The sequence below is a fragment of the Streptomyces sp. NPDC048057 genome (genome assembly GCF_040653095.1).
In the GTDB taxonomy this organism is placed as follows: Bacteria; Actinomycetota; Actinomycetes; order Streptomycetales; family Streptomycetaceae; genus Streptomyces.
Genome location: NZ_JBEZNF010000005.1, coordinates 135,089 through 154,083, shown reverse-complemented (window position 1 = coordinate 154,083; position 18,995 = coordinate 135,089). Strand labels below are relative to the sequence as shown.

The window sequence follows — 18,995 nt, the reverse complement described above, 5'->3', positions numbered from 1 at the left end:
GCGTCAGCTCTTCTTGGCGTCCGGGCCGGCGATCAGCTTGCCGTCCCGCACGGTCACCGGGACCTCGGGCAGCGGCACGGTCGCCGGGCCGTTCAGCGCCTTGCCGGTGGTGACGTCGAAGCGGCTGCCGTGACACGGGCAGTTGCCCTCGGTGCCCTCGACCTTGTCCAGCGCACAGCCGGCGTGGGTGCACTGTGCGCTGAACGCCCGGTACTGCCCCTCGGCGGGACAGCTCACCACCAGGCGCTTCTCCTTGTAGAGCCGGGCCCCGCCGACGGGCACGGCGTCCGCCGCACCGAGGTCGACCGGCTCGGTCGGGGTCGGGTTCTTCGCCCGCCCCAGCTTCGACTCGGTGGAGCAGGCGGCGACCCCCAGCCCCGCGGCCCCGGCGAGGGCCGCGCTCTTCAGCACGGTGCGGCGGGCGGCTGGGGAGGGGCCGGACATAAGTGCTCCACGGTTCAGAGGTCGTATCGGGTGCGGCGGGTCGCACGGTCCGGGCGGCGCGGCGGCGGCCCGTGCCGAAGCACGTCCGAAGGATCGGGCACGCCCTGGCGACGGACCCGACGATACCGGCGCGGATCCGGACGCCCGCGCTCGGGCTCCCTCCCGCGCGACGAGGTCCATGGACTACGTTCGGGCCATGATCGTCGTGGCCGGAGAAGCCTTGATCGACCTGGTTCCCCAGGGTGCCGGCGGGCCGCTGGCGCCGCTCGCCCCGCTGCGGGGCGGCGGCCCGTACAACACGGCCGTGGCACTGGGGCGGCTGGGCGCCGAGGCCGCGTTCTGCTCCCGGATCTCGACGGACGCCTTCGGCGCCGCGCTGCTCGCCGGGCTGCGGGCGGCCGGGGTGGACACCTCCCTGGTGACCCGCGGGCCCGAGCCGACGACGCTGGCGGTCGCCTCCCTCGGGGCGGACGGCTCGGCGGGCTACGGCTTCTACGCGCAGGGCACGGCCGACCGGCTGTTCGAGCTGCCTCCCCCGCTGCCCGCGGAGACCCTCGCGGTGGCGTTCGGCACCTGCTCGCTGGTCCTGGAACCGGGCGCCAGCGCGTACGAACGACTGCTGTTGCGGGAGGCCGGGCTCGGCCGCTGCACCCTGCTCGACCCGAACATCAGGGGCCCACTGATCCCCGACCCGGCCGCGTACCGCAGGCGCTTCGCGTCCTGGCTGCCGTACGTCCGGCTGCTGAAGCTCTCCGAGGACGACGCGCGGTGGCTGGGCGGGGTGCCCGAAGGGCCGGCGGCGGTGGTGCTGACCCGGGGCGCGGCCGGTCTGACGGTCCTCCCCCGCGGTGGTACGGAGGTCTCGGTGCCGGCGACGACGGTGGCCGTCGCGGACACCATCGGCGCGGGCGACACCGTGAACGCGGCCCTGCTGCACGGCCTGGCCGCCCGAGACGCCCTGTCGGCCGACGGAATGGCGGCGCTGGACGCGGCCGGCTGGCACGAGGTCCTGACCTTCGCCTCCCGCGCCGCCGCGGTGACCTGCTCCCGCCCGGGCGCGGAGCCGCCGTACGCCCATGAGCTGACCTAGGGCCGACGCGGACATCCTGCCGGGTGTGCGGCGACGTCGTCCGCGGCACCCGGTAGAGCGATCCACGGGGCAACGGGTGAACGACAAGGTGAGCGAAACAGGGGCGCTGGGGGTCCCCCCATGCCCTCTGGGCATAGGGGGCGGAACTGCGCGACAAGCCCCCCACCGGGTTACAGGCGCGACGACGCGGACAGCCGCACGACGCTACCGCGCCCGCCGAGGCAACAGCATGGCGCGCAGGGCACAAGAGCGCTGGGACGGCCTCCCGTGCCCGCAGGGCACAGGGGGAGGAACTACGCGGGCAGGCCCACCACGGGGCCGCCGGGACCGAGCCGGTCGCGCCACCCCGCCGGGGACGTCCCCGGCAAAACGGTCTCCGGCCTCTCGGTACGGGCGAACGGGGCCCGTACCGAGAGGCCGGCACCGCCAGGCGCGGCTACGCCTTGCGGGCGCGGGCCGCCGCCTTCTTGGCAGGGGCCGCGGCCTTCTTCGCGGCCGGCTTCTTCGTCGCCGTCCGCTTCGCCACGGACCGCGCCCGCGGCACCGCCGCGTCGCTCAGCCGCTCCGGGTCGAGGATGTCCCGCAGGAACTTGCCGGTGTGGCTGGTGGGCACCCCGGCGACCTCCTCCGGCGAGCCTTCGGCGACCACCACGCCGCCGCCGTGGCCCCCTTCGGGGCCCATGTCGACGACCCAGTCCGCGGTCTTGATCACGTCGAGGTTGTGCTCGATGACGATGACCGTGTTGCCCTTGTCGACCAGGCCGGACAGGACCGTGATCAGCTTGCTGATGTCCTCGAAGTGCAGTCCGGTGGTCGGCTCGTCGAGCACGTACACCGTCCGCCCGGTGGACCGCTTCTGGAGCTCGGAGGCCAGCTTGACGCGCTGGGCCTCACCGCCGGAGAGGGTGGGCGCCGGCTGCCCCAGCCGGACGTACCCCAGCCCGACCTCGTGCAGGGTCTTCAGGTGGCGGGCGATGGTCGGCACGGCCTCGAAGAAGCCCAGGGCCTCCTCGATCGGCATGTCCAGGACCTCGGCGATCGACTTGCCCTTGTAGTGCACGTCGAGCGTCTCGCGGTTGTAGCGCGCTCCGTGGCAGACCTCGCACGGGACGTACACGTCCGGCAGGAAGTTCATCTCGATCTTGATGGTGCCGTCGCCGGAGCAGTTCTCGCAGCGTCCGCCCTTGACGTTGAAGGAGAAGCGACCGGGCTGGTAGCCCCGGACCTTGGCCTCCATCGTCTCGGCGAAGAGCTTGCGGATGTTGTCGAAGACGCCGGTGTACGTCGCCGGGTTCGACCGCGGGGTGCGGCCGATGGGCGACTGGTCGACGTGCACGACCTTGTCCACGAGGTCGTCGCCCTCGACCCTGGTGTGCCGGCCGGGCACCGACTTCGCGCCGTTCAGCTCACGCGCCAGGTGGGTGTAGAGGATGTCGTTGACCAGGGTGGACTTGCCGGACCCCGAGACGCCGGTGACCGCGGTGAGCACGCCGAGCGGGAAGGAGACGTCGATGTCCTTCAGGTTGTTCTCCCGGGCGCCGCGCACGGTGATCCGGCGCCCCGGGTCCATCGGCCGGCGGATGTCCGGGGTGGCGATGGCCTTCTTGCCGGAGAGGTACTGGCCGGTCATCGACTGCTTGTTGCCGAGCAGTTCCTTCAAGGTGCCGGAGTGGACGACCCTGCCGCCGTGCTCGCCGGCGCCGGGGCCGATGTCCACCACCCAGTCGGCGACCTTGATCGTGTCCTCGTCGTGCTCGACGACGATCAGGGTGTTGCCCATGTCGCGCAGCCGGACCAGGGTCTCGATCAGCCGGTGGTTGTCCCGCTGGTGCAGGCCGATGGACGGCTCGTCCAGCACGTACAGCACGCCGACGAGGCCGGAGCCGATCTGGGTGGCGAGCCGGATGCGCTGGGCCTCGCCGCCGGAGAGGGTGCCGGCGGCGCGGTTCAGCGAGAGGTAGTCCAGGCCGACGTCGACGAGGAACCGCAGCCGCTCGTTGACCTCCTTGAGGACCCGCTCCGCGATCTTCTTGTCGCGGGCGTCCAGCGTGAGGCGGCCGAGGAACTCGGCGCACTCGCTGATCGACATCGCGGAGATCTCCGCGATGGAGCGGTCCATCACCGTGACGGCGAGGACGACCGGCTTGAGGCGGGTCCCTTCGCAGGTGGGGCAGGGGACCTCGCGCATGTAGCCCTCGAAGCGCTCCCGGCTGGAGTCGCTCTCGGCCTCCTGGTACCGCCGCCGGACGAACTGGACGGCGCCCTCGAAGGCGGGCGTGGTGTACGCCCGCTCCCTGCCGTACCGATTGCGGTAGCGCACCTCGATCTGCGTCTTGTGACCGTTGAGCAGCGCCTTCTTGGCGCGCTGGGGCAGTCCGGCGAAGGCGATGTCGGTGCGGAAGCCCAGCGCCTGGGAGAGCCCGCCGATCAGCCGGCCGAAGTACTCCTTGGTGTGGCCGTGCGACCAGGGGTGGATCGCGCCCTCGTCCAGGGACTTCTCCTCGTCCGGGACGAGGAGCTCCGGGTCGACCTCCATGCGGGTGCCGATGCCGGTGCAGTCGGGGCAGGCGCCGAAGGGCGAGTTGAAGGAGAAGGAGCGGGGCTCCAGCTCCTCGAAGGAGAGGTCGTCGTACGGGCAGTACAGGTGCTCCGAGTACATCCGCTCGCGCTCGGGGTCGTCCTCGGGGAGGTCGACGAAGTCGAGCACGACCATGCCGCCGGAGAGCCCGAGGGCGGTCTCCACGGAGTCCGTCAGCCGGCGCTTCGCGCTGTCCTTGACCGTGAGGCGGTCGACGACCACCTCGATGGTGTGCTTCTCCTGCTTCTTCAGCTTGGGCGGCTCGGCGAGCTGGATCGTCTGCCCGTCGACCCGGGCACGGCTGTAGCCCTTGGTCTGGAGGTCGGCGAAGAGGTCGACGAACTCGCCCTTGCGCTCGCGCACCAGCGGCGACAGCACCTGGAAGCGGCTGCCCTCGGGCAGCTCCAGGACCTTGTCCACGATGGCCTGCGGCGACTGCCGGGAGATGGGTCGGCGGCACTCGGGGCAGTGCGGCTTGCCGATGCGGGCGAAGAGCAGCCGGAGGTAGTCGTACACCTCGGTGATCGTGCCGACGGTCGAGCGGGGATTGCGGGAGGTGGACTTCTGGTCGATGGAGACCGCCGGGGACAGGCCCTCGATGAAGTCGACGTCCGGCTTGTCCATCTGCCCCAGGAACTGGCGCGCGTAGGACGACAGGGACTCCACATAGCGGCGCTGGCCCTCGGCGAAGATCGTGTCGAAGGCGAGCGAGGACTTGCCCGACCCCGAGAGGCCCGTGAAGACGATGAGCGAGTCACGGGGGAGGTCGAGCGAGACGTTCTTCAGATTGTGCTCGCGAGCGCCACGAACGATGAGACGGTCGGCCACGCCGGATCCGCACCTTTCTTGAGTGGTCTGGTCGGATGCGTCAGGCACGGCCCCCGGCCCAGACCTTTCCAGCCTACGGGGAGCGCCGATCCATGGGGCCCGGTCGCCGGGGCCGGCTGAGCCCGCCGGCGCCAGTGTCTGTTGAATGCCCGACAACCAAGGATGCCTCGCCCCAGGCTATAGCACGTGCATTCGATTTATGGCCGCCGGGCGACACCTTCACCCGATCGTGTGGCCGGACTAGGGTCGAGCCATGATCGATCCACTACGCGACCTGGCATCCGTACGGGAGGCCACCGAACGGCTGCTCTCCGCGACCGACGCCCTGGACAACGCGGCACTCGCCGGACCGTCACGGCTTCCGGGCTGGTCCAGGGGGCACGTACTGGCCCACCTCGCCCGGAACGCCGACGCCCTCGTGAACGTTTTCGAGGGCCGACCCATGTACGCGAGCGCCGAGGCGCGGGACGCCGACATCGAGCGGGACGCCCGTCGACCGCTGGACGTGCAGCTCGCGGACGTGCGCGACAGCGCGGCGCGGCTGCACGCCGTGGGCTCGCTGCCGGCGGACTGGGAGCGCACGGTCGAGCTGCGCAACGGCGTCACCGACCGCGCCGCCCGCATCCCCTTCCGGCGCCTGGTCGAGGTGCAGCTCCACCACGTCGACCTGGACGCGGGATACGAGCTGGAGGACCTGCCGCAGGACTTCCTGCTGCGGGAGGCCGCCTTCCTCAGCGACCGGTTCTCCGGCGCCGACGGCGTCCCGCCGGTGCGCGTCGTGGCGACCGGGGCGGACGCCGCCTGGTCCACGGGCGCCGCGGAGGGCGAGCCGGTGACCGTCACCGGTCCGCTGCCCGCGCTGGTGGGCTGGCTCGCCGGGCGCAGGCGCGGCGAGGGCCTGACCGCGACGACGGCCGCCGCCGCGGACGCCGGCCCGGTCCCCGTGCTGCCCCCGCTGTAGGCGCGTGGCCGGAGTACGGCCCGCTGTCAGTGGGCCGCTATAGGCTCGCCCCATGACGTACAGCGGAGTGGTGAAGGTCGGCGGGCCGGCGGACGTGCACGAGCTGACGGACCTGATGATCTCCAAGGTCGCGGTCGGGCCGATGGACAACAACAGCTATCTGCTGCGCTGCCGGGCCACCGACGAGCAACTGCTGATCGACGCGGCGAACGACGCCGCGACCCTGTTGCAGTTGATCGGCGCCGACTCGATCGCGGCCGTGGTCACCACCCACCGCCACGGCGACCACTGGCAGGCGCTCGCCGAGGTCGTGGCGGCGACCGGCGCCCGGACGTACGCGGGGCGTGACGACGCGGAGGGCGTCCCCGTCCCGACCGACGTGCCGGTCGAGGACGGGGACGTGATCCGGGTCGGCCGGGTCGGGCTGACAGCGCGGCATCTGGTGGGCCACACCCCCGGCTCGATCGCCCTCGTCTACGACGACCCGCACGGCCATCCGCACGTCTTCACCGGGGACTGCCTCTTCCCCGGCGGCGTGGGCAACACCCACCAGGACCCGGCGGCCTTCGCCAGCCTGCTGGGCGACGTGGAGGCGAAGCTGTTCGCCGTGCTGCCGGACGAGACCTGGGTGTATCCGGGGCACGGCAGGGACACCACGCTGGGCGCCGAGCGCCCGCACCTGCCGGAGTGGCGCGCCCGCGGCTGGTGACCTCGCGGAGGCTCAGGGCCTGGCCGGCGGTACGGGGTCAGGAGCGGCCGGAAGCGTCACCGTGACCACGAGCCCGCCGCCCCCGCGCGGTCGGGCGTCGACGGCGCCCCCGTGCGCCCGCGCCACGGCACGGACGATCGAGAGTCCGAGGCCGGCGCCCTTCACGCTGATCACCCGGTCCTTGCCCAGCCGTTGGAACGGTTCGAAGAGCCTCGGCACGTCGAACGGCGTCACCGCGGGCCCGGTGTTGGCGACCTCGACCTCGGCGCTCCCGTCGTCGGTGGTGCGGCTGGTGACCGTCAGCCGGCCGCCGGTACCGCTGTTGTGCCGGATGCCGTTCTCCACGAGGTTGTGGACCAGCCGTTCGAGCAGCAGCGCATTGCCCGCCGTCGGCGCCTCCTCGGCGTTCTCCTGGACGGTGACGCCGGCCTGCGCGGCCTCCGGCGCGGTCTGCGCGACCACGTGCACGACGACGTCCGCGAGGTCCACCGGCAGCCGTTCGGTGACCTCGTTCTCCGAGTCGGCGAGCAGCAGCAGCCCGCTGATCAGCCGCTCGTGCCGAATGTTGATCTCCAGCAGGTCCTCGCCGAGCCGTTTGACGTCGTCGGACGCCCGCTTGCGGTGCATGGCCATCTCGACGAGCGCCCGGCCGAGGGTGAGCGGGGTGCGCAGTTCGTGGGAGGCGTTGGCCACGAAGCGCCGTTGGCCGTCGAAGGAGCGGTCCAGCCGCTCGACCATCGTGTCGAAGGTGTCCGCCAGCACCTTGACCTCGTCCTGGGGGCCGTCGAGGGCGATGCGCTCGTGGAGTCCGCGGCCGGCCGCGGGCGCCGCCGCTATCCGCCGCGCGGTCTCGGTGACCTGGCGCAGCGGTGCGAGGACCCGGCCGGCGACGAGCCAGCCGAAGCCCGCCGCCGCACCGCCGACCACCACCAGCACCAGACCGCCCTGGCTGAGCAGGCTGGTCGCGGCGGCGTCGTTCAGCTGCTGGCGGTTGTGCTTCGACAGTTCGGCGCCGCCGGGGGCCGGGACGTCCGCGCCTTCGATCACCGCGTACGACGGGCTGGGCCGGGGGCCCGCCGTCACCGGTGGCCCCGTTGCGTCGGGCCCCAAGCGCTTCTCGATGAGCATGCCTCCGCTGTTGACCTGCTTCTGGAACAGGACGTAGGTGGCACCGAGCAGCGCCACCCCGGCGACCATGAACAGGCCCGCGTAGATCAGGGTGAGCCGAGCGCGCAGGGGCAGCTTCTCCGTCAGGTAGCCCAACGGCCGTGGCCACCGCGGGAAGCGGCGTGCGCGGGGACGGCGGCCGGACGACGGCGGGGCGCCGGTGCCGGCGGCGGGCGCGGGCGTCATGCGATCCGGTACCCCGCTCCCGTCACGGTCTCCACGATCGGCGGTTCGCCGAGCTTGCGCCGGAGCTTGAGGACCGCGAGCCGCACCGCGCCCGTGAACGGGTCCGCGTGCTCGTCCCACGCCTTCTCCAGCAGTTGCTCGGCGGAGACCGCCGCACCGTCGGCGCGCAGCAGCTCGGTCAGTACGGCGAACTCCTTGCGCGACAGCGGTACGTACCGTCCGTCCCGGAAGACCTCGCGGCGGGCCGGATCGAGGCTGATGCCGGCGCGCCGCAGCACGGGCGGCGCCGCGGGCCGCGCGCGCCGGCCCAGCGCCTGGACCCGGGCGGCGAGTTCGGCGAAGGCGAAGGGTTTGGTGAGGTAGTCGTCGGCGCCCAGGCCGAGGCCGTCGACGCGGTCGGCGACCTCGGCGGCGGCGGTGAGCATCAGGACGCGGGCGTCGGCGCCGCACTCCCCCACGTGGCGGCAGACCTCGTCCCCGTGCACGGCCGGCAGGTCCCGGTCCAGGACGACGACGTCGTAGTCGTTGACCCCGATGCGCTCGATCGCGGCGGCGCCGTCGTGGACCACGTCGACGGCGTGCGCCTCGCCGCGCAGCCACTCGGCGATCGCGTCGGCGAGCTTCGGCTCGTCCTCCACCACCAACACCCGCATCAGGAGCCTTCCTTCGTCCGTTGCCCGGAGGGGTCATGGTGCCGGGCGGCGCGTTTCCCCGGCGTTAGGTGGTGCCGTGCTCCCGCCCGTCCGGCCACCGGAAACGGCGGGGAAACGGCGGGCCGCGTTGCATCGCTCGTCGAAGCGGCCGGATCCGACCGGCCCGCAGCGCGACGCGCACTTCGAGGAGACGATCCATGCGCACATCCCCCCGTACGGGCCGGCGTTCACCACGCGTCCGGGCCGCGACGGCCTTCGCCGCCCTCCCCCTGGGCCTGGCCCTGGTCCTGACCGGGTGCGGCTCCGACGACGACGGGAAGGACGTGGCCTCGGTCGAGAGCGGATCCACCCGCGACACGAAGGACGGCCAACCGTCCGGCGGCGGCTCCGGGAAGAAGCCGGACCCGAAGGAGGGGGCGGTGAAGTTCGCCCAGTGCATGCGGGAGAACGGCATCGCCATGGAGGACCCGCAGGACGGCCGGCTGACCCTCAAGGGGAACGGGGTCCCCAAGGAGAAGATGGACAAGGCCCAGAAGGCGTGCGCCGAGCACCTGCCGCAGGGCGAAGGCCGGGGCCAGGTCGACCCCGAGGCCATGGAGAACATGCGCAAGTACGCCCGGTGCATGCGGGAGAACGGCGTGGAGGACTTCCCCGACCCGAGCCCCGGCGGCGGCATCAGGGTCGGCCCGGAGCAGGGCCAGAACCCGAACTTCAAGAAGGCCGAGGAAAAGTGCAAGAACACCATGCCGAAGCCGCCCGAGGGGGGCAGGCTCGATGGCTGAGCCGGCAGGGGTGTCGCAGGGCGGTGACTGCGAGGAGGACGGGCCGCCGGCCGCCGTCGACCTGACGGCGCCGCCGGGGCCGAGCGCCCGGCGCCGCAAGGGCCGCGGCCGGAAGACGGCCGTCGCGCTCGCCGTGCTCGCGGTGCTCGGCGCGGGCGCCGTGACCGCGCTGGACTTCGTCGCCGACGACGGTTCGTCCGAGGACGCGGCGCGCGACGAACGCCCTCCGAGCACGGGCAAGGTGACGCGGCAGGACCTGCGGGACGTGGAGACCGCGGACGGCGAACTCGGGTACGGCACCACGACCGACCTCACCAGCAGGCTCGGCGGCACGGTCACCGCGCTCCCGAAGGCCGGCGACCGCGTCGCCCGCGGCAAGCCCCTCTACGCCGTCGACGACGCGCCGGTGACGCTGTTGTACGGCTCCCTGCCCGCGTACCGGACGCTGAAGACGGGCGTCGAAGGCGCGGACGTACGCCAGTTGGAGAGCAATCTGCACGCGCTCGGGCACCGCGGCTTCACCGTCGACGACGAGTTCACCGACGCCACCGCGGACGCCGTGCGCGCCTGGCAGGAGGACCTGGGCGTGGCGGAGACCGGCGCCGTGGAGCTGGGGCGGGTGGTGTTCGCCCCTGGCGAGGTGCGGGTGGACGCGTTGGAGGCCGAGAAGGGCGGCGGGCTCCAGATGGGCGGCAAGGTCCTGTCGTACACCGGCACCGCCAAGGCCGTCACCGTCGACCTCGAAGCCGACGACCTGCGGTTGGCGAAGAAGGGTGCGACCGTCGACGTCACCCTCCCCGACAACTCCCGGGCGCAGGGCCGCATCGACGAGGTCTCCACCGTCATCGAGCCGGCGACCGGACAGGACCAGGAGGCGTCGACGAAGGTCGAGGTCGTCGTGACCCTGCAGGGCGCGAAGGCGCAGAAGGCGGCCGATGCGTACGTGATGGCGGCGGTCGACGTCGACTTCGTCGCCGAGACCCGCAAGGGCGTGCTGACGGTCCCGGTCGCGGCGCTGCTGGCGCTGGCCGAGGGCGGCTTCGGGGTGGAGGTCGTCAAGGGCGGAACCAGTTCGTACGTCCCGGTCACCGCGGGCATGTTCGCCCAGGGGCGGGTGGAGGTCTCCGGGCCGGGCATCGCCGAGGGCACGAGCGTGGGGATGCCCGAGTGATCTCACTGACGGAGGTGACCAAGGTGTACCCGGGCGGGGTGGCCGCGCTCGGCGGGGTGTCCCTGGACGTCGCCGCGGGCGAGCTGGTCGGGATCGTCGGCCCGTCCGGCTCCGGCAAGTCCACCATGCTGCACGTGCTGGGCACGCTGGACCGTCCGACGCGGGGCGAGGTGCGGATCGACGGGTACGACGTGGCCGCGCTCTCGGATTCCGGGCTCTCGGCGCTGCGGGCGAGCCGGATCGGCTTCGTCTTCCAGCAGTTCCACCTGGCGGCCGGCACCACGGCCCTGGACAACGTGGCCGACGGCCTCCTGTACTGCGGGCTTCGCCGCGGCGAGCGGCGCCGGCGGGCGGCTGCCGCGCTGGAGCGGGTCGGGCTCGGCCATCGGATGGACCACGAGCCGAACGAGCTGTCCGGGGGCGAGAAGCAGCGGGTGGCGATCGCCCGCGCGGTCGCCGGGGACCCGCCGCTGCTGCTCGCGGACGAACCGACCGGAGCGCTGGACTCCGCGTCCGGCGAGGGGGTGATGCGGCTGCTGCGGGGGCTGCACGCGGGCGGTACGACCGTACTGGTCATCACCCACGACCGGGAGATCGCGGCGTCCCTGCCGCGGCAGGTGCGGATGCGCGACGGGCGGGTGGTGGCGGACGTGTGGGCCGGCGCCGGGGCGACGGAGGCACGCCGATGACCTCCGACGTGTTGGCGCCGTCGGCGCAGGAACGCCCCGGGAAGAAGCCGAAGGGACGACGGATGAGGCAACGGCGCCGGGAACGCACGGCCGCCCGCGCGCTGCGGCCGGCCCGGATGGGGCTGCCCGACGTGCTCCGGGTCGGCGCGGTGGGGCTGCGGACGCGTCCGCTGCGCGCCTTCCTGTCCGCGCTGGGCATCGCCATCGGCATCGCCGCGATGGTGGCGGTGGTGGGCGTCTCGTCGTCCTCGCGCGCCGAGCTGGACCGTACGCTGCGCGCCCTGGGCACCAACGTGCTGACGGTCTCGCCGGGCTCCACCTTCACCGGCGAGAGCGCCCAGCTGCCGCTGGAGGCGGAGTCGATGGTGGACCGGATCGGGCCGGTGAGCGCGGTGTCGGCGATCGGCAAGGTCCCGGACACCGCGGTCTATCGCAGCGGGAAGATCCCCAAGGTGGAGACGAACGGCCTGGCCGCGTACGCCGCCCGGACCGATCTGCTGAAGACGGTCGCCGCCGAGCTGCGCAGCGGGGTGTGGCTGAACGCGTCCACGGGCCGTTACCCCGCGACCGTCCTCGGGGCGTCAGCGGCGCAGCGGCTGGGCATCGGACGGATCGAACCGGGCACCCAGGTACTGATCGGGAACCGCCTGTTCACCGTCGTCGGGGTGCTCGAACCGGCTCCGCTCGCCCCCGAGCTGGACACGGCGGCGCTGGTGGGCTGGCCGGCGGCGGCGTCGGAGCTGGGGTTCGACGGCCATGCCACGGTGCTGTACACCCGGTCCGACGAGGCGTCCGTGGAGGACGTGCGCACGGTGCTGGGCACGACGGCGAACCCGAAGGCGCCGAACGAGGTCGACGTGTCCCGGCCGTCCGACGCGCTGGCCGCACAGCAGGCGGCGGGCGAGGCGTTCACGGGCCTGCTGCTGGGCCTGGGCGCGGTCGCCCTGCTGGTCGGCGGGGTCGGGGTGGCCAACACCATGGTCATCTCGGTGCTGGAGCGTCGGGCCGAGGTCGGGCTGCGGCGCTCGCTGGGGGCCACGCGGGGGCAGGTCCGCCACCAGTTCCTCGCCGAGTCCCTGCTGCTCTCCGCACTCGGCGGGATCGGCGGGGCGGTGCTGGGTGCTGCGGTGACCAGCGGGTACGCCGTGTATCAGGGCTGGCCGTCGGTCGTCCCGGTGTGGGCGGTCGTCGGCGGGGTCGGGGCGACGCTGGCCATCGGCGCGCTGGCGGGGCTGTATCCGGCCGTACGGGCAGCGCGGCTGTCGCCGACGGAGGCGCTCACCGCGCCCTGAGCCGGCGCGTGACGGCGGAACGTGCGACAGGTGGGGGCGACGGCCGTGAAGCCGCCGCACCCACCTGTGCGGTTCGGTCGCCCGGTGGGGGCGAGCCGGTGTCGAGCGTTACGCGTCGACGCTGTCCTTCTCGGACTTGCCGGAGCCGTCCGAGCCGTCGTCGCCGGAGCCGGCGACCGCGGCGGCGGCTTCCCGCTCGGACTGCTTCTTCGAGGCGATGAGGCTGGTGATCGTGGTGATGACCAGCACGCCGCAGATGACCGAGAGCGAGAACGCGATGGAGATCTCCGGGACGCTCACTCCGCTCTCGTGGAGCGCGTGCAGCACCAGCTTGACGCCGATGAAGCCGAGAATCACCGAGAGGCCGTAGCTGAGGTGGACCAGCTTCTTCAGCAGTCCGCCGATGAGGAAGTACAGCTGGCGCAGACCCATCAGGGCGAACGCGTTGGCCGTGAAGACGATGTACGGGTCCTGGGTCAGGCCGAAGATCGCCGGGATCGAGTCCAGCGCGAACAGCACGTCGGTGGTGCCGATGGCGAGCATGACCACCATCAGCGGGGTCAGGATGCGCTTGCCGTTCTGCTGGATGAAGAGCTTGGTGCCGTGGTACTGGTCCGCGACGCCGAACTTCTTCTGGACGGACTTGAGGAGGCGGTTGTCCTCGATGTCCTCTTCCTCTTCGTCGGCGCGCGCCTCCTGGATGAGCTTCCAGGCGGTGTAGATCAGGAACGCGCCGAAGATGTAGAAGACCCAGGAGAAGCTGGAGATGATCGCGGCGCCCGCGGCGATGAAGATGGCCCGCAGGACCAGCGCGATCAGCACACCGATCAGCAGCACGCGCTGCTGGAGGTGGGAGGGCACCGAGAACTTCGCCATGATCAGGACGAAGACGAAGAGGTTGTCGACGCTGAGCGACTTCTCGGTGATGAAGCCGGCGAAGAACTCTCCGGACGCCTGGCTGGTGCCCCAGATCGCCAGGCCGATGCCGAAGAGCACCGCCAGCACGATCCAGACGATGGTCCAGATTCCGGCTTCCTTGATCGACACGTCATGGGGCTTGCGCCCGATGAAGAAGTCGACCGCGATCAGGGCGGACAGACCGAGGATGGTCAGAACCCACAAAGACAATGAAACGTCCACTGCGCCTCCGGCGTCGTACGGCTATGGTTCAGCGTCGTCGCTGCCGGAGGTCTCCTCCACCCGAGTGGCTTCGCCACCACAGGCCGGCGCCCCGGGACTTTCAGTCCGTACTGACGAGTACGCCGCAGACCGGGAGTACTCCCCTCCGCTCATTGGAGCGTACAGGAGTTCTCCACCCCAGGTAAAACAGTTGGCAAACAAATCTTAAAAACCCCTGCTCAGGTCTCCCAGGACCGTCGCGCTTCGGAGACCTGGTCCAGCACCTGGCGCAGGATCGCGCTCCCCGGCGGGACCGCCGGGGGCTGGTACGTCCACGAATGCCTCACCCACGGGTCCGCCAGATGGTCGTCCGGGACCGGGGTGACGCGCAGCAACGAGCGCCACAGGGGATCCAGGACCGGCCCGTACGCACTGGCGTCCTCCCGGTCCGCCACCATCATCAGGTGCACGCCCACCTGCGGGCCCTCGTCGGCGAGGTAGCGCAGCTGGGTGACGGCCCGGTCGTCGAAGCCGTGCGGGAAGTCGTTGACGATCAGCAGCTGCTCCGCCGTGTCCAGGTCGGGCGGGAGCGCGTCGGGCGCCCCGCCCCGTACGGCCATGGTCACCAGGTCGACCCGCTGGGTGAGCTTCGCGAGGGTCTGGCTGACGCCCTGCGCGCCGGTGGCCGGCGGGGCGGCCAGCACGCCGGACCCGACCAGCGGCGCCAGCGAGGGCGCCCCCGTGCCGGCCGGGTCGATGACGTGGACCGCGAAGTCCCCGGGGGGATGGACCGCCACCAGCCGGGCCGCGTGCGCCACGGCGCAGTCCATGGCGAGCTTCCGTAGCTGGGCGTCGTCCAGCATGATCGCCGCCTCGGACCCGGCGCGCCCGCTGTCCACCCACAGCCCGCGCTCCAGCGGCAGCCTGATCAGGAACGGGATGCGCAGCTCGGGAGACTCGGGCAGCTGGAGGTCGCCGAGGCGCAGCGCCATCGGCGTCTCCATGGGCACCCGGTAGGCGTGCCAGACGGGGTTGTCCCAGCGGGCGAAGGCGGCCGGCAGGGCGGGCTCGACGACGTCCGACTCCGCGGACAGCTGTGCGAGGTCGCGGTCGAGCGCCTGGCGGGCCTGGGCCGTGAGCTGCTCGCACTTGGTGCGGGCCGCGTCCCGGGCCGCGTCGCCGGCGCCGCCGATCCTGTTGCGCGGGTCGGACAGCGCCCGGTCCAGCTCCTGGTCCATCCGGGACTCGGCGAACTCCACGGCGCTGCGGTAGGCGGCGACGCTGCGCGCCAGGTCCTCGAACATCCCCCAGATCTGGTTGTAGAGGCGCTCCTCCATGGACCAGCCGGTCGCGTCGCCCGCGACCGGGCGGGCGGGCTCGCCAGGCTGTGGGGCGGGCGCGGTCGGCGGCGGCGGGGGTGGTACGGAGCGGCGGCGGGGGTGCGAGTAGTCGATCCGGCCCCCGGAGCCCGCAGACGCCTCCTGCTGGGCGGTGTCGGCCGACGGCTGGGGCGCGGGCTGCGCCGCAGCGGCGCCCGGGAAACCGTCCGCAACGGTCGCGTCCGGCCCTCCGGGGGTCGGCGTCTGGCCTCCCTGGCGGGCGCCGGTGTTGCTGCCGGTGCTGGCCGGGGTGCCCGGGGCGTACGTGCCCTCCGACGCGCTGCGCGTACGGAGCGGGGCCGGCTCGGCGCGGGGCGTCGGCCGGGCGACCGCGGCCTGCACCTCGGCGGCCCGCTCCAGGGCGCGGTCGAGCCCCTGGTCGGCGAGGAGGCGGCCGAGCCCGCCCGCGTACCCCTGACCGACGGCGCGCACCTTCCAGACGCCCTGGCGCCGGTACAGCTCCAGGGCTTCGACGGCCGTCTCCGCGCCCAGTTCCGTGATGGTGAAGCTGGCGACCTCCGCGCCGTCCCGGCCGGTGACGGCGAGGAACGGGGCGGCCGTGGCGCCGAAGTGGGCCGGTCCACCAGCGCTCTCGGGGAGGGCGATCACCAGGTGGATGCGGTGGACGGCCGCGTCGACCGCGTCCAGGTCGACGGTGTAGCGCGGGGCTTCGGTGGCGCCGGTGGGCACCTCCAGGCCGGGCAATCGGGGCGATCCGGGGTGCACGAGCCACTCGTCCCGGGTGGCGTCCCCCTCGTCGGTGCAGGTGGCGCAGGCCACGACCGCGTGGCCGGCGGACACCCGGACCTCCAGACGGCTGTCGGGCAGCGGATGGTTCTGCCCACGGACCAGCTCGGCCGTCATCGCCTCGTCCCCTCGATGCTGTTCGGTCTTCGGTGCTGTCGATCGTCGAAGTGGTGGGTCGGCGCGGTGCCGGCGCCGTGCACCGCGGCGGCAAGCGGTGCAGCTCCCGGCGGCCGATCTGCCTCCGGGAGCTGCGTCCTCGTCCTACGTCCTACGGTGCCTGCCGGCGACCGTTCCTCACAGGTGCGGCAGGATCGCGGGCATCAGGTCCTGGAAGGTGCGGCCGTTGGCCGGGTTGCCCAGAGCCGTCATCTTCCAGCCGGTGCCCACGCGGTGCACCTTCGCCATGATCTGCGCGGTGTAGTTGCCGCCGCCGTCGAGGGTGTAGCGGGCGAGTTCCTGGCCGTTGCTCTCGTCCACGATGCGGCAGAAGGCGTTCTTGACCTCCTGGAACGTCTGGCCGGTGAAGGAGTTCACCGTGAAGACGATCTGGTCGATGTGGACGGGCACCCGCGACAGGTCCACGAGGACGGCCTCGTCGTCGCCGCCCGAGCCGGCACCACCGACGAGGTTGTCGCCGGTGTGGCGGACGGAGCCGTCGTCGCTCACGAGGTGGCGGAAGAAGACCACGTCGACCGGCTGCTTGTCGGCGAAGAGCACCGCCGAAGCGTCGAGGTCGATCTCCTTCGTGCGCGAGCCGAACAGACCGCGGCGGGCCGCCGCCTGCCACCCGAGCCCCATCCGCACTGCGGTGAGGGCGCCCCCGTCGCTCTTCTGCAGGCTGATGGCCTGACCCTTGGTCATGTTGACCGTCACGCGCTGTCCCCTTCTTCCTTGAAGTGCTACCGCCCAGATGAGCGGCTGTCCTGCACCCTACGCACCCACGTCAAGCGTGCGGCACGACTGTCCGGGATTTGTGTCGTTCTTGCAACACAGAAAGGAGCCCCGGCGTCAGGCGAGCCCTGCCTCCTTCATCTGCCGCAACTCCTTCTTCAACTCGCCGACCTCGTCGCGCAACCGGGCGGCCACCTCGAACTGGAGGTCCGCCGCGGCGGCGCGCATCCGCTCGGTCATCTCCTCGATGATCGCGGACAGTTCGGCCGCGGGTCGGTCCGTGGCGACGACGCCACCCTTGGCGCCCGCCGCCCCCTTGCCCGCAGCGCTGCGCAGCGCGGGCACCGGGGCCTTGGCACCCTTGCCCTCCTTGGGCCTGCGGTACTCCGTGCCCAGCAGCTCCTCGGTGTCGATCTCCTCACGCGCGATGGTCGCGACGATGTCGTTGATCTTCTTGCGCAGCGGCTGGGGGTCGATGCCCCGCTCGGTGTTGTACGCGATCTGCTTCTCACGGCGGCGGTTGGTCTCGTCGATGGCCTTCTCCATCGCCGGCGTGATCTTGTCCGCGTACATGTGGACCTGGCCGGAGACGTTGCGCGCCGCGCGGCCGATCGTCTGGATGAGGGAGGTGCCGGAGCGCAGGAAGCCCTCCTTGTCGGCGTCGAGGATGGCGACCAGGGACACTTCGGGCAGGTCCAGGCCCTCCCGCAGCAGGTTGATGCCGACGAGGACGTCGTACTCACCGGCGCGCAGCTCGCGCAGCAGCTCGACCCGGCGCAGGGTGTCGACGTCGCTGTGCAGATAGCGCACCTGGATGCCGAGCTCCAGGAAGTAGTCCGTGAGGTCCTCGGCCATCTTCTTGGTGAGGGTGGTGACGAGCACCCGCTCGTCGCGCTCGGTGCGCAGCCTGATCTCGTGCACCAGGTCGTCGATCTGTCCCTCGGTGGGCTTGACCACGACCTCGGGGTCGACCAGGCCGGTGGGCCGGATGATCTGCTCCACGAAGCCGTCGCCGCGGGAGAGTTCGTAGGCGCCGGGGGTGGCCGACAGATAGACCGTCTGCCCGATCCGCTCGGTGAACTCCTCCCACTTCAGGGGGCGGTTGTCGAGCGCGGACGGCAGCCGGAAGCCGTGGTCCACCAGCGTCCGCTTGCGGGAGGCGTCGCCCTCGTACATCGCGCCGATCTGCGGCACGGTGACGTGCGACTCGTCGATGACCAGCAGGAAGTCCTCGGGGAAGTAGTCGAGGAGGGTGTTGGGCGGGGAGCCGGGCTCGCGGTCGTCGAAGTGCATCGAGTAGTTCTCGATGCCGGAGCAGGAGCCGATCTGCCGCATCATCTCGATGTCGTACGTGGTGCGCATCCGCAGCCGCTGGGCCTCCAGGAGCTTGCCCTGCTTGTCCAACTCGGCCAGCCGCTGCTCCAGCTCCGCCTCGATGCCGTTGACCGCCTTCTCCAGGCGTTCGGGGCCGGCCACGTAGTGACTGGCCGGGAAGACGTAGAGCGACTGGTCCTCGCTGAGGATCTCGCCGGTGAGCGGGTGCAACGTGGAGAGGGCCTCGATCTCGTCGCCGAACATCTCGATGCGGACCGCGAGCTCTTCGTACACCGGGAAGATCTCGATGGTGTCCCCACGGACCCGGAAGGTGCCGCGGGTGAACGCGGTGTCGTTGCGCGTGTACTGGATGTCGACGAAGCGTCGCAGCAGCTGGTCGCGGTCGACCTCCTGGCCCACCTTGAGCTGGACCATGCGGTCCACGTACTCCTGCGGGGTGCCGAGGCCGTAGATGCAGGAGACGGAGGCGACGACGACCACGTCGCGCCGGGTGAGGAGCGAGTTCGTCGCGGAGTGGCGCAGCCGCTCGACCTCCTCGTTGATCGAGGAGTCCTTCTCGATGTAGGTGTCCGACTGCGGGACGTACGCCTCGGGCTGGTAGTAGTCGTAGTACGAGACGAAGTACTCGACGGCGTTGTTCGGCAGGAGCTCGCGGAACTCGTTCGCCAGCTGGGCGGCGAGGGTCTTGTTCGGCGCCATCACCAGGGTGGGACGCTGCAGCTTCTCGATCATCCACGCCGTGGTGGCGGATTTGCCGGTGCCGGTGGCACCGAGCAGGACGACGTCCCTCTCGCCGGCACGGATGCGCCGCTCCAGGTCGGCGATGGCCGTGGGCTGGTCGCCGCTGGGCTTGAAGGGACTGACGACCTCGAAAGGCGCCACCGTACGTTCGATATCGGAAACGGGCCGCATGGGTCCCACGGTACGACCCCCCACTGACAACGAGGGTCGGACGGGGACCGGTAGCGGCGCTG

General features: G+C 71.9%; 15 protein-coding genes. 7 read left to right on the top strand and 8 right to left on the bottom strand.

Annotated elements, in window-relative coordinates; genetic code table 11:
* Positions 1 to 3: 3 nt before the first annotated feature.
* The gene (locus AB0E05_RS07450; protein WP_361960283.1) at positions 4 to 444 is read right to left on the bottom strand and encodes a Rieske (2Fe-2S) protein; all 441 of its coding nucleotides are present in this window, start codon (positions 442 to 444) and stop codon (positions 4 to 6) included.
* 196 nt (positions 445 to 640) lie between these two features.
* Here AB0E05_RS07450 and AB0E05_RS07445 point away from each other — a divergent pair, with 196 nt between their 5' ends.
* Positions 641 to 1,534, top strand: coding sequence for a carbohydrate kinase (locus tag AB0E05_RS07445; protein ID WP_361960281.1), 894 nt, complete (start codon positions 641 to 643; stop codon positions 1,532 to 1,534).
* 436 nt (positions 1,535 to 1,970) lie between these two features.
* Here the strand turns inward: AB0E05_RS07445 and uvrA are convergent, their stop codons facing one another.
* A complete protein-coding gene (gene uvrA, locus AB0E05_RS07440) occupies positions 1,971 to 4,940 on the bottom strand; it encodes an excinuclease ABC subunit UvrA (protein ID WP_361960280.1) in 2,970 nt (989 codons plus the stop codon).
* Positions 4,941 to 5,193: 253 nt separating this feature from the next.
* On the opposite strand from uvrA, the gene AB0E05_RS07435 reads away from it, so the two are divergent.
* Together AB0E05_RS07435 and AB0E05_RS07430 are read left to right on the top strand one after the other, a co-directional pair.
* Positions 5,194 to 5,901, top strand: a complete 708-nt coding sequence (locus AB0E05_RS07435) for a maleylpyruvate isomerase family mycothiol-dependent enzyme (RefSeq protein WP_361960278.1) — start codon at positions 5,194 to 5,196, stop codon at positions 5,899 to 5,901.
* A gap of 52 nt (positions 5,902 to 5,953) precedes the next feature.
* Positions 5,954 to 6,610: an MBL fold metallo-hydrolase gene (locus tag AB0E05_RS07430; protein ID WP_361960276.1), complete on the top strand. Its 657-nt coding sequence runs from the start codon at positions 5,954 to 5,956 to the stop codon at positions 6,608 to 6,610.
* A 12-nt stretch (positions 6,611 to 6,622) separates the two neighbouring features.
* On the opposite strand, the gene AB0E05_RS07425 is transcribed toward AB0E05_RS07430, so the two are convergent.
* On the bottom strand, positions 6,623 to 7,963 hold the full coding sequence (locus tag AB0E05_RS07425; RefSeq protein ID WP_361960274.1) for a HAMP domain-containing sensor histidine kinase: 1,341 nt from the start codon (positions 7,961 to 7,963) through the stop codon (positions 6,623 to 6,625).
* Positions 7,960 to 8,616 (bottom strand): response regulator transcription factor, encoded by a 657-nt coding sequence (locus AB0E05_RS07420; RefSeq protein ID WP_361960272.1) that lies wholly within the window; start codon positions 8,614 to 8,616, stop codon positions 7,960 to 7,962. The genes AB0E05_RS07425 and AB0E05_RS07420 overlap by 4 nt, the downstream gene beginning before the upstream one ends.
* A 197-nt stretch (positions 8,617 to 8,813) precedes the next feature.
* On the opposite strand from AB0E05_RS07420, the gene AB0E05_RS07415 reads away from it, so the two are divergent.
* From AB0E05_RS07415 to AB0E05_RS07400, 4 genes are all read left to right on the top strand, one after another.
* On the top strand, positions 8,814 to 9,398 hold the full coding sequence (locus AB0E05_RS07415; RefSeq protein WP_361960270.1) for a hypothetical protein: 585 nt from the start codon (positions 8,814 to 8,816) through the stop codon (positions 9,396 to 9,398).
* Positions 9,391 to 10,569 (top strand): peptidoglycan-binding domain-containing protein, encoded by a 1,179-nt coding sequence (locus AB0E05_RS07410; protein WP_361960268.1) that lies wholly within the window; start codon positions 9,391 to 9,393, stop codon positions 10,567 to 10,569. The genes AB0E05_RS07415 and AB0E05_RS07410 overlap by 8 nt, the downstream gene beginning before the upstream one ends.
* Positions 10,566 to 11,258, top strand: a complete 693-nt coding sequence (locus AB0E05_RS07405) for an ABC transporter ATP-binding protein (RefSeq protein ID WP_361960266.1) — start codon at positions 10,566 to 10,568, stop codon at positions 11,256 to 11,258. The genes AB0E05_RS07410 and AB0E05_RS07405 overlap by 4 nt, the downstream gene beginning before the upstream one ends.
* 116 nt (positions 11,259 to 11,374) lie before the next feature.
* Entirely contained in the window at positions 11,375 to 12,550 is a 1,176-nt protein-coding gene (locus AB0E05_RS07400; protein ID WP_361960568.1) for an ABC transporter permease, read from the top strand.
* A 108-nt stretch (positions 12,551 to 12,658) separates the two neighbouring features.
* Here AB0E05_RS07400 and AB0E05_RS07395 read toward each other — a convergent pair whose 3' ends face one another.
* From AB0E05_RS07395 to uvrB, 4 genes are all read right to left on the bottom strand, one after another.
* On the bottom strand, positions 12,659 to 13,690 hold the full coding sequence (locus AB0E05_RS07395) for a TerC family protein (RefSeq protein ID WP_361960264.1): 1,032 nt from the start codon (positions 13,688 to 13,690) through the stop codon (positions 12,659 to 12,661).
* 218 nt (positions 13,691 to 13,908) lie between these two features.
* Positions 13,909 to 15,912 carry a TerD family protein gene (locus AB0E05_RS07390; RefSeq protein ID WP_361960262.1) on the bottom strand — a complete coding sequence of 668 codons (2,004 nt, stop codon included), beginning with the start codon at positions 15,910 to 15,912 and terminating at the stop codon, positions 13,909 to 13,911.
* A 177-nt stretch (positions 15,913 to 16,089) separates the two neighbouring features.
* Positions 16,090 to 16,668, bottom strand: a complete 579-nt coding sequence (locus AB0E05_RS07385; RefSeq protein WP_361960260.1) for a TerD family protein — start codon at positions 16,666 to 16,668, stop codon at positions 16,090 to 16,092.
* Positions 16,669 to 16,803: 135 nt separating this feature from the next.
* On the bottom strand, positions 16,804 to 18,933 hold the full coding sequence (gene uvrB, locus AB0E05_RS07380; protein WP_361960257.1) for an excinuclease ABC subunit UvrB: 2,130 nt from the start codon (positions 18,931 to 18,933) through the stop codon (positions 16,804 to 16,806).
* Positions 18,934 to 18,995: the final 62 nt, after the last annotated feature.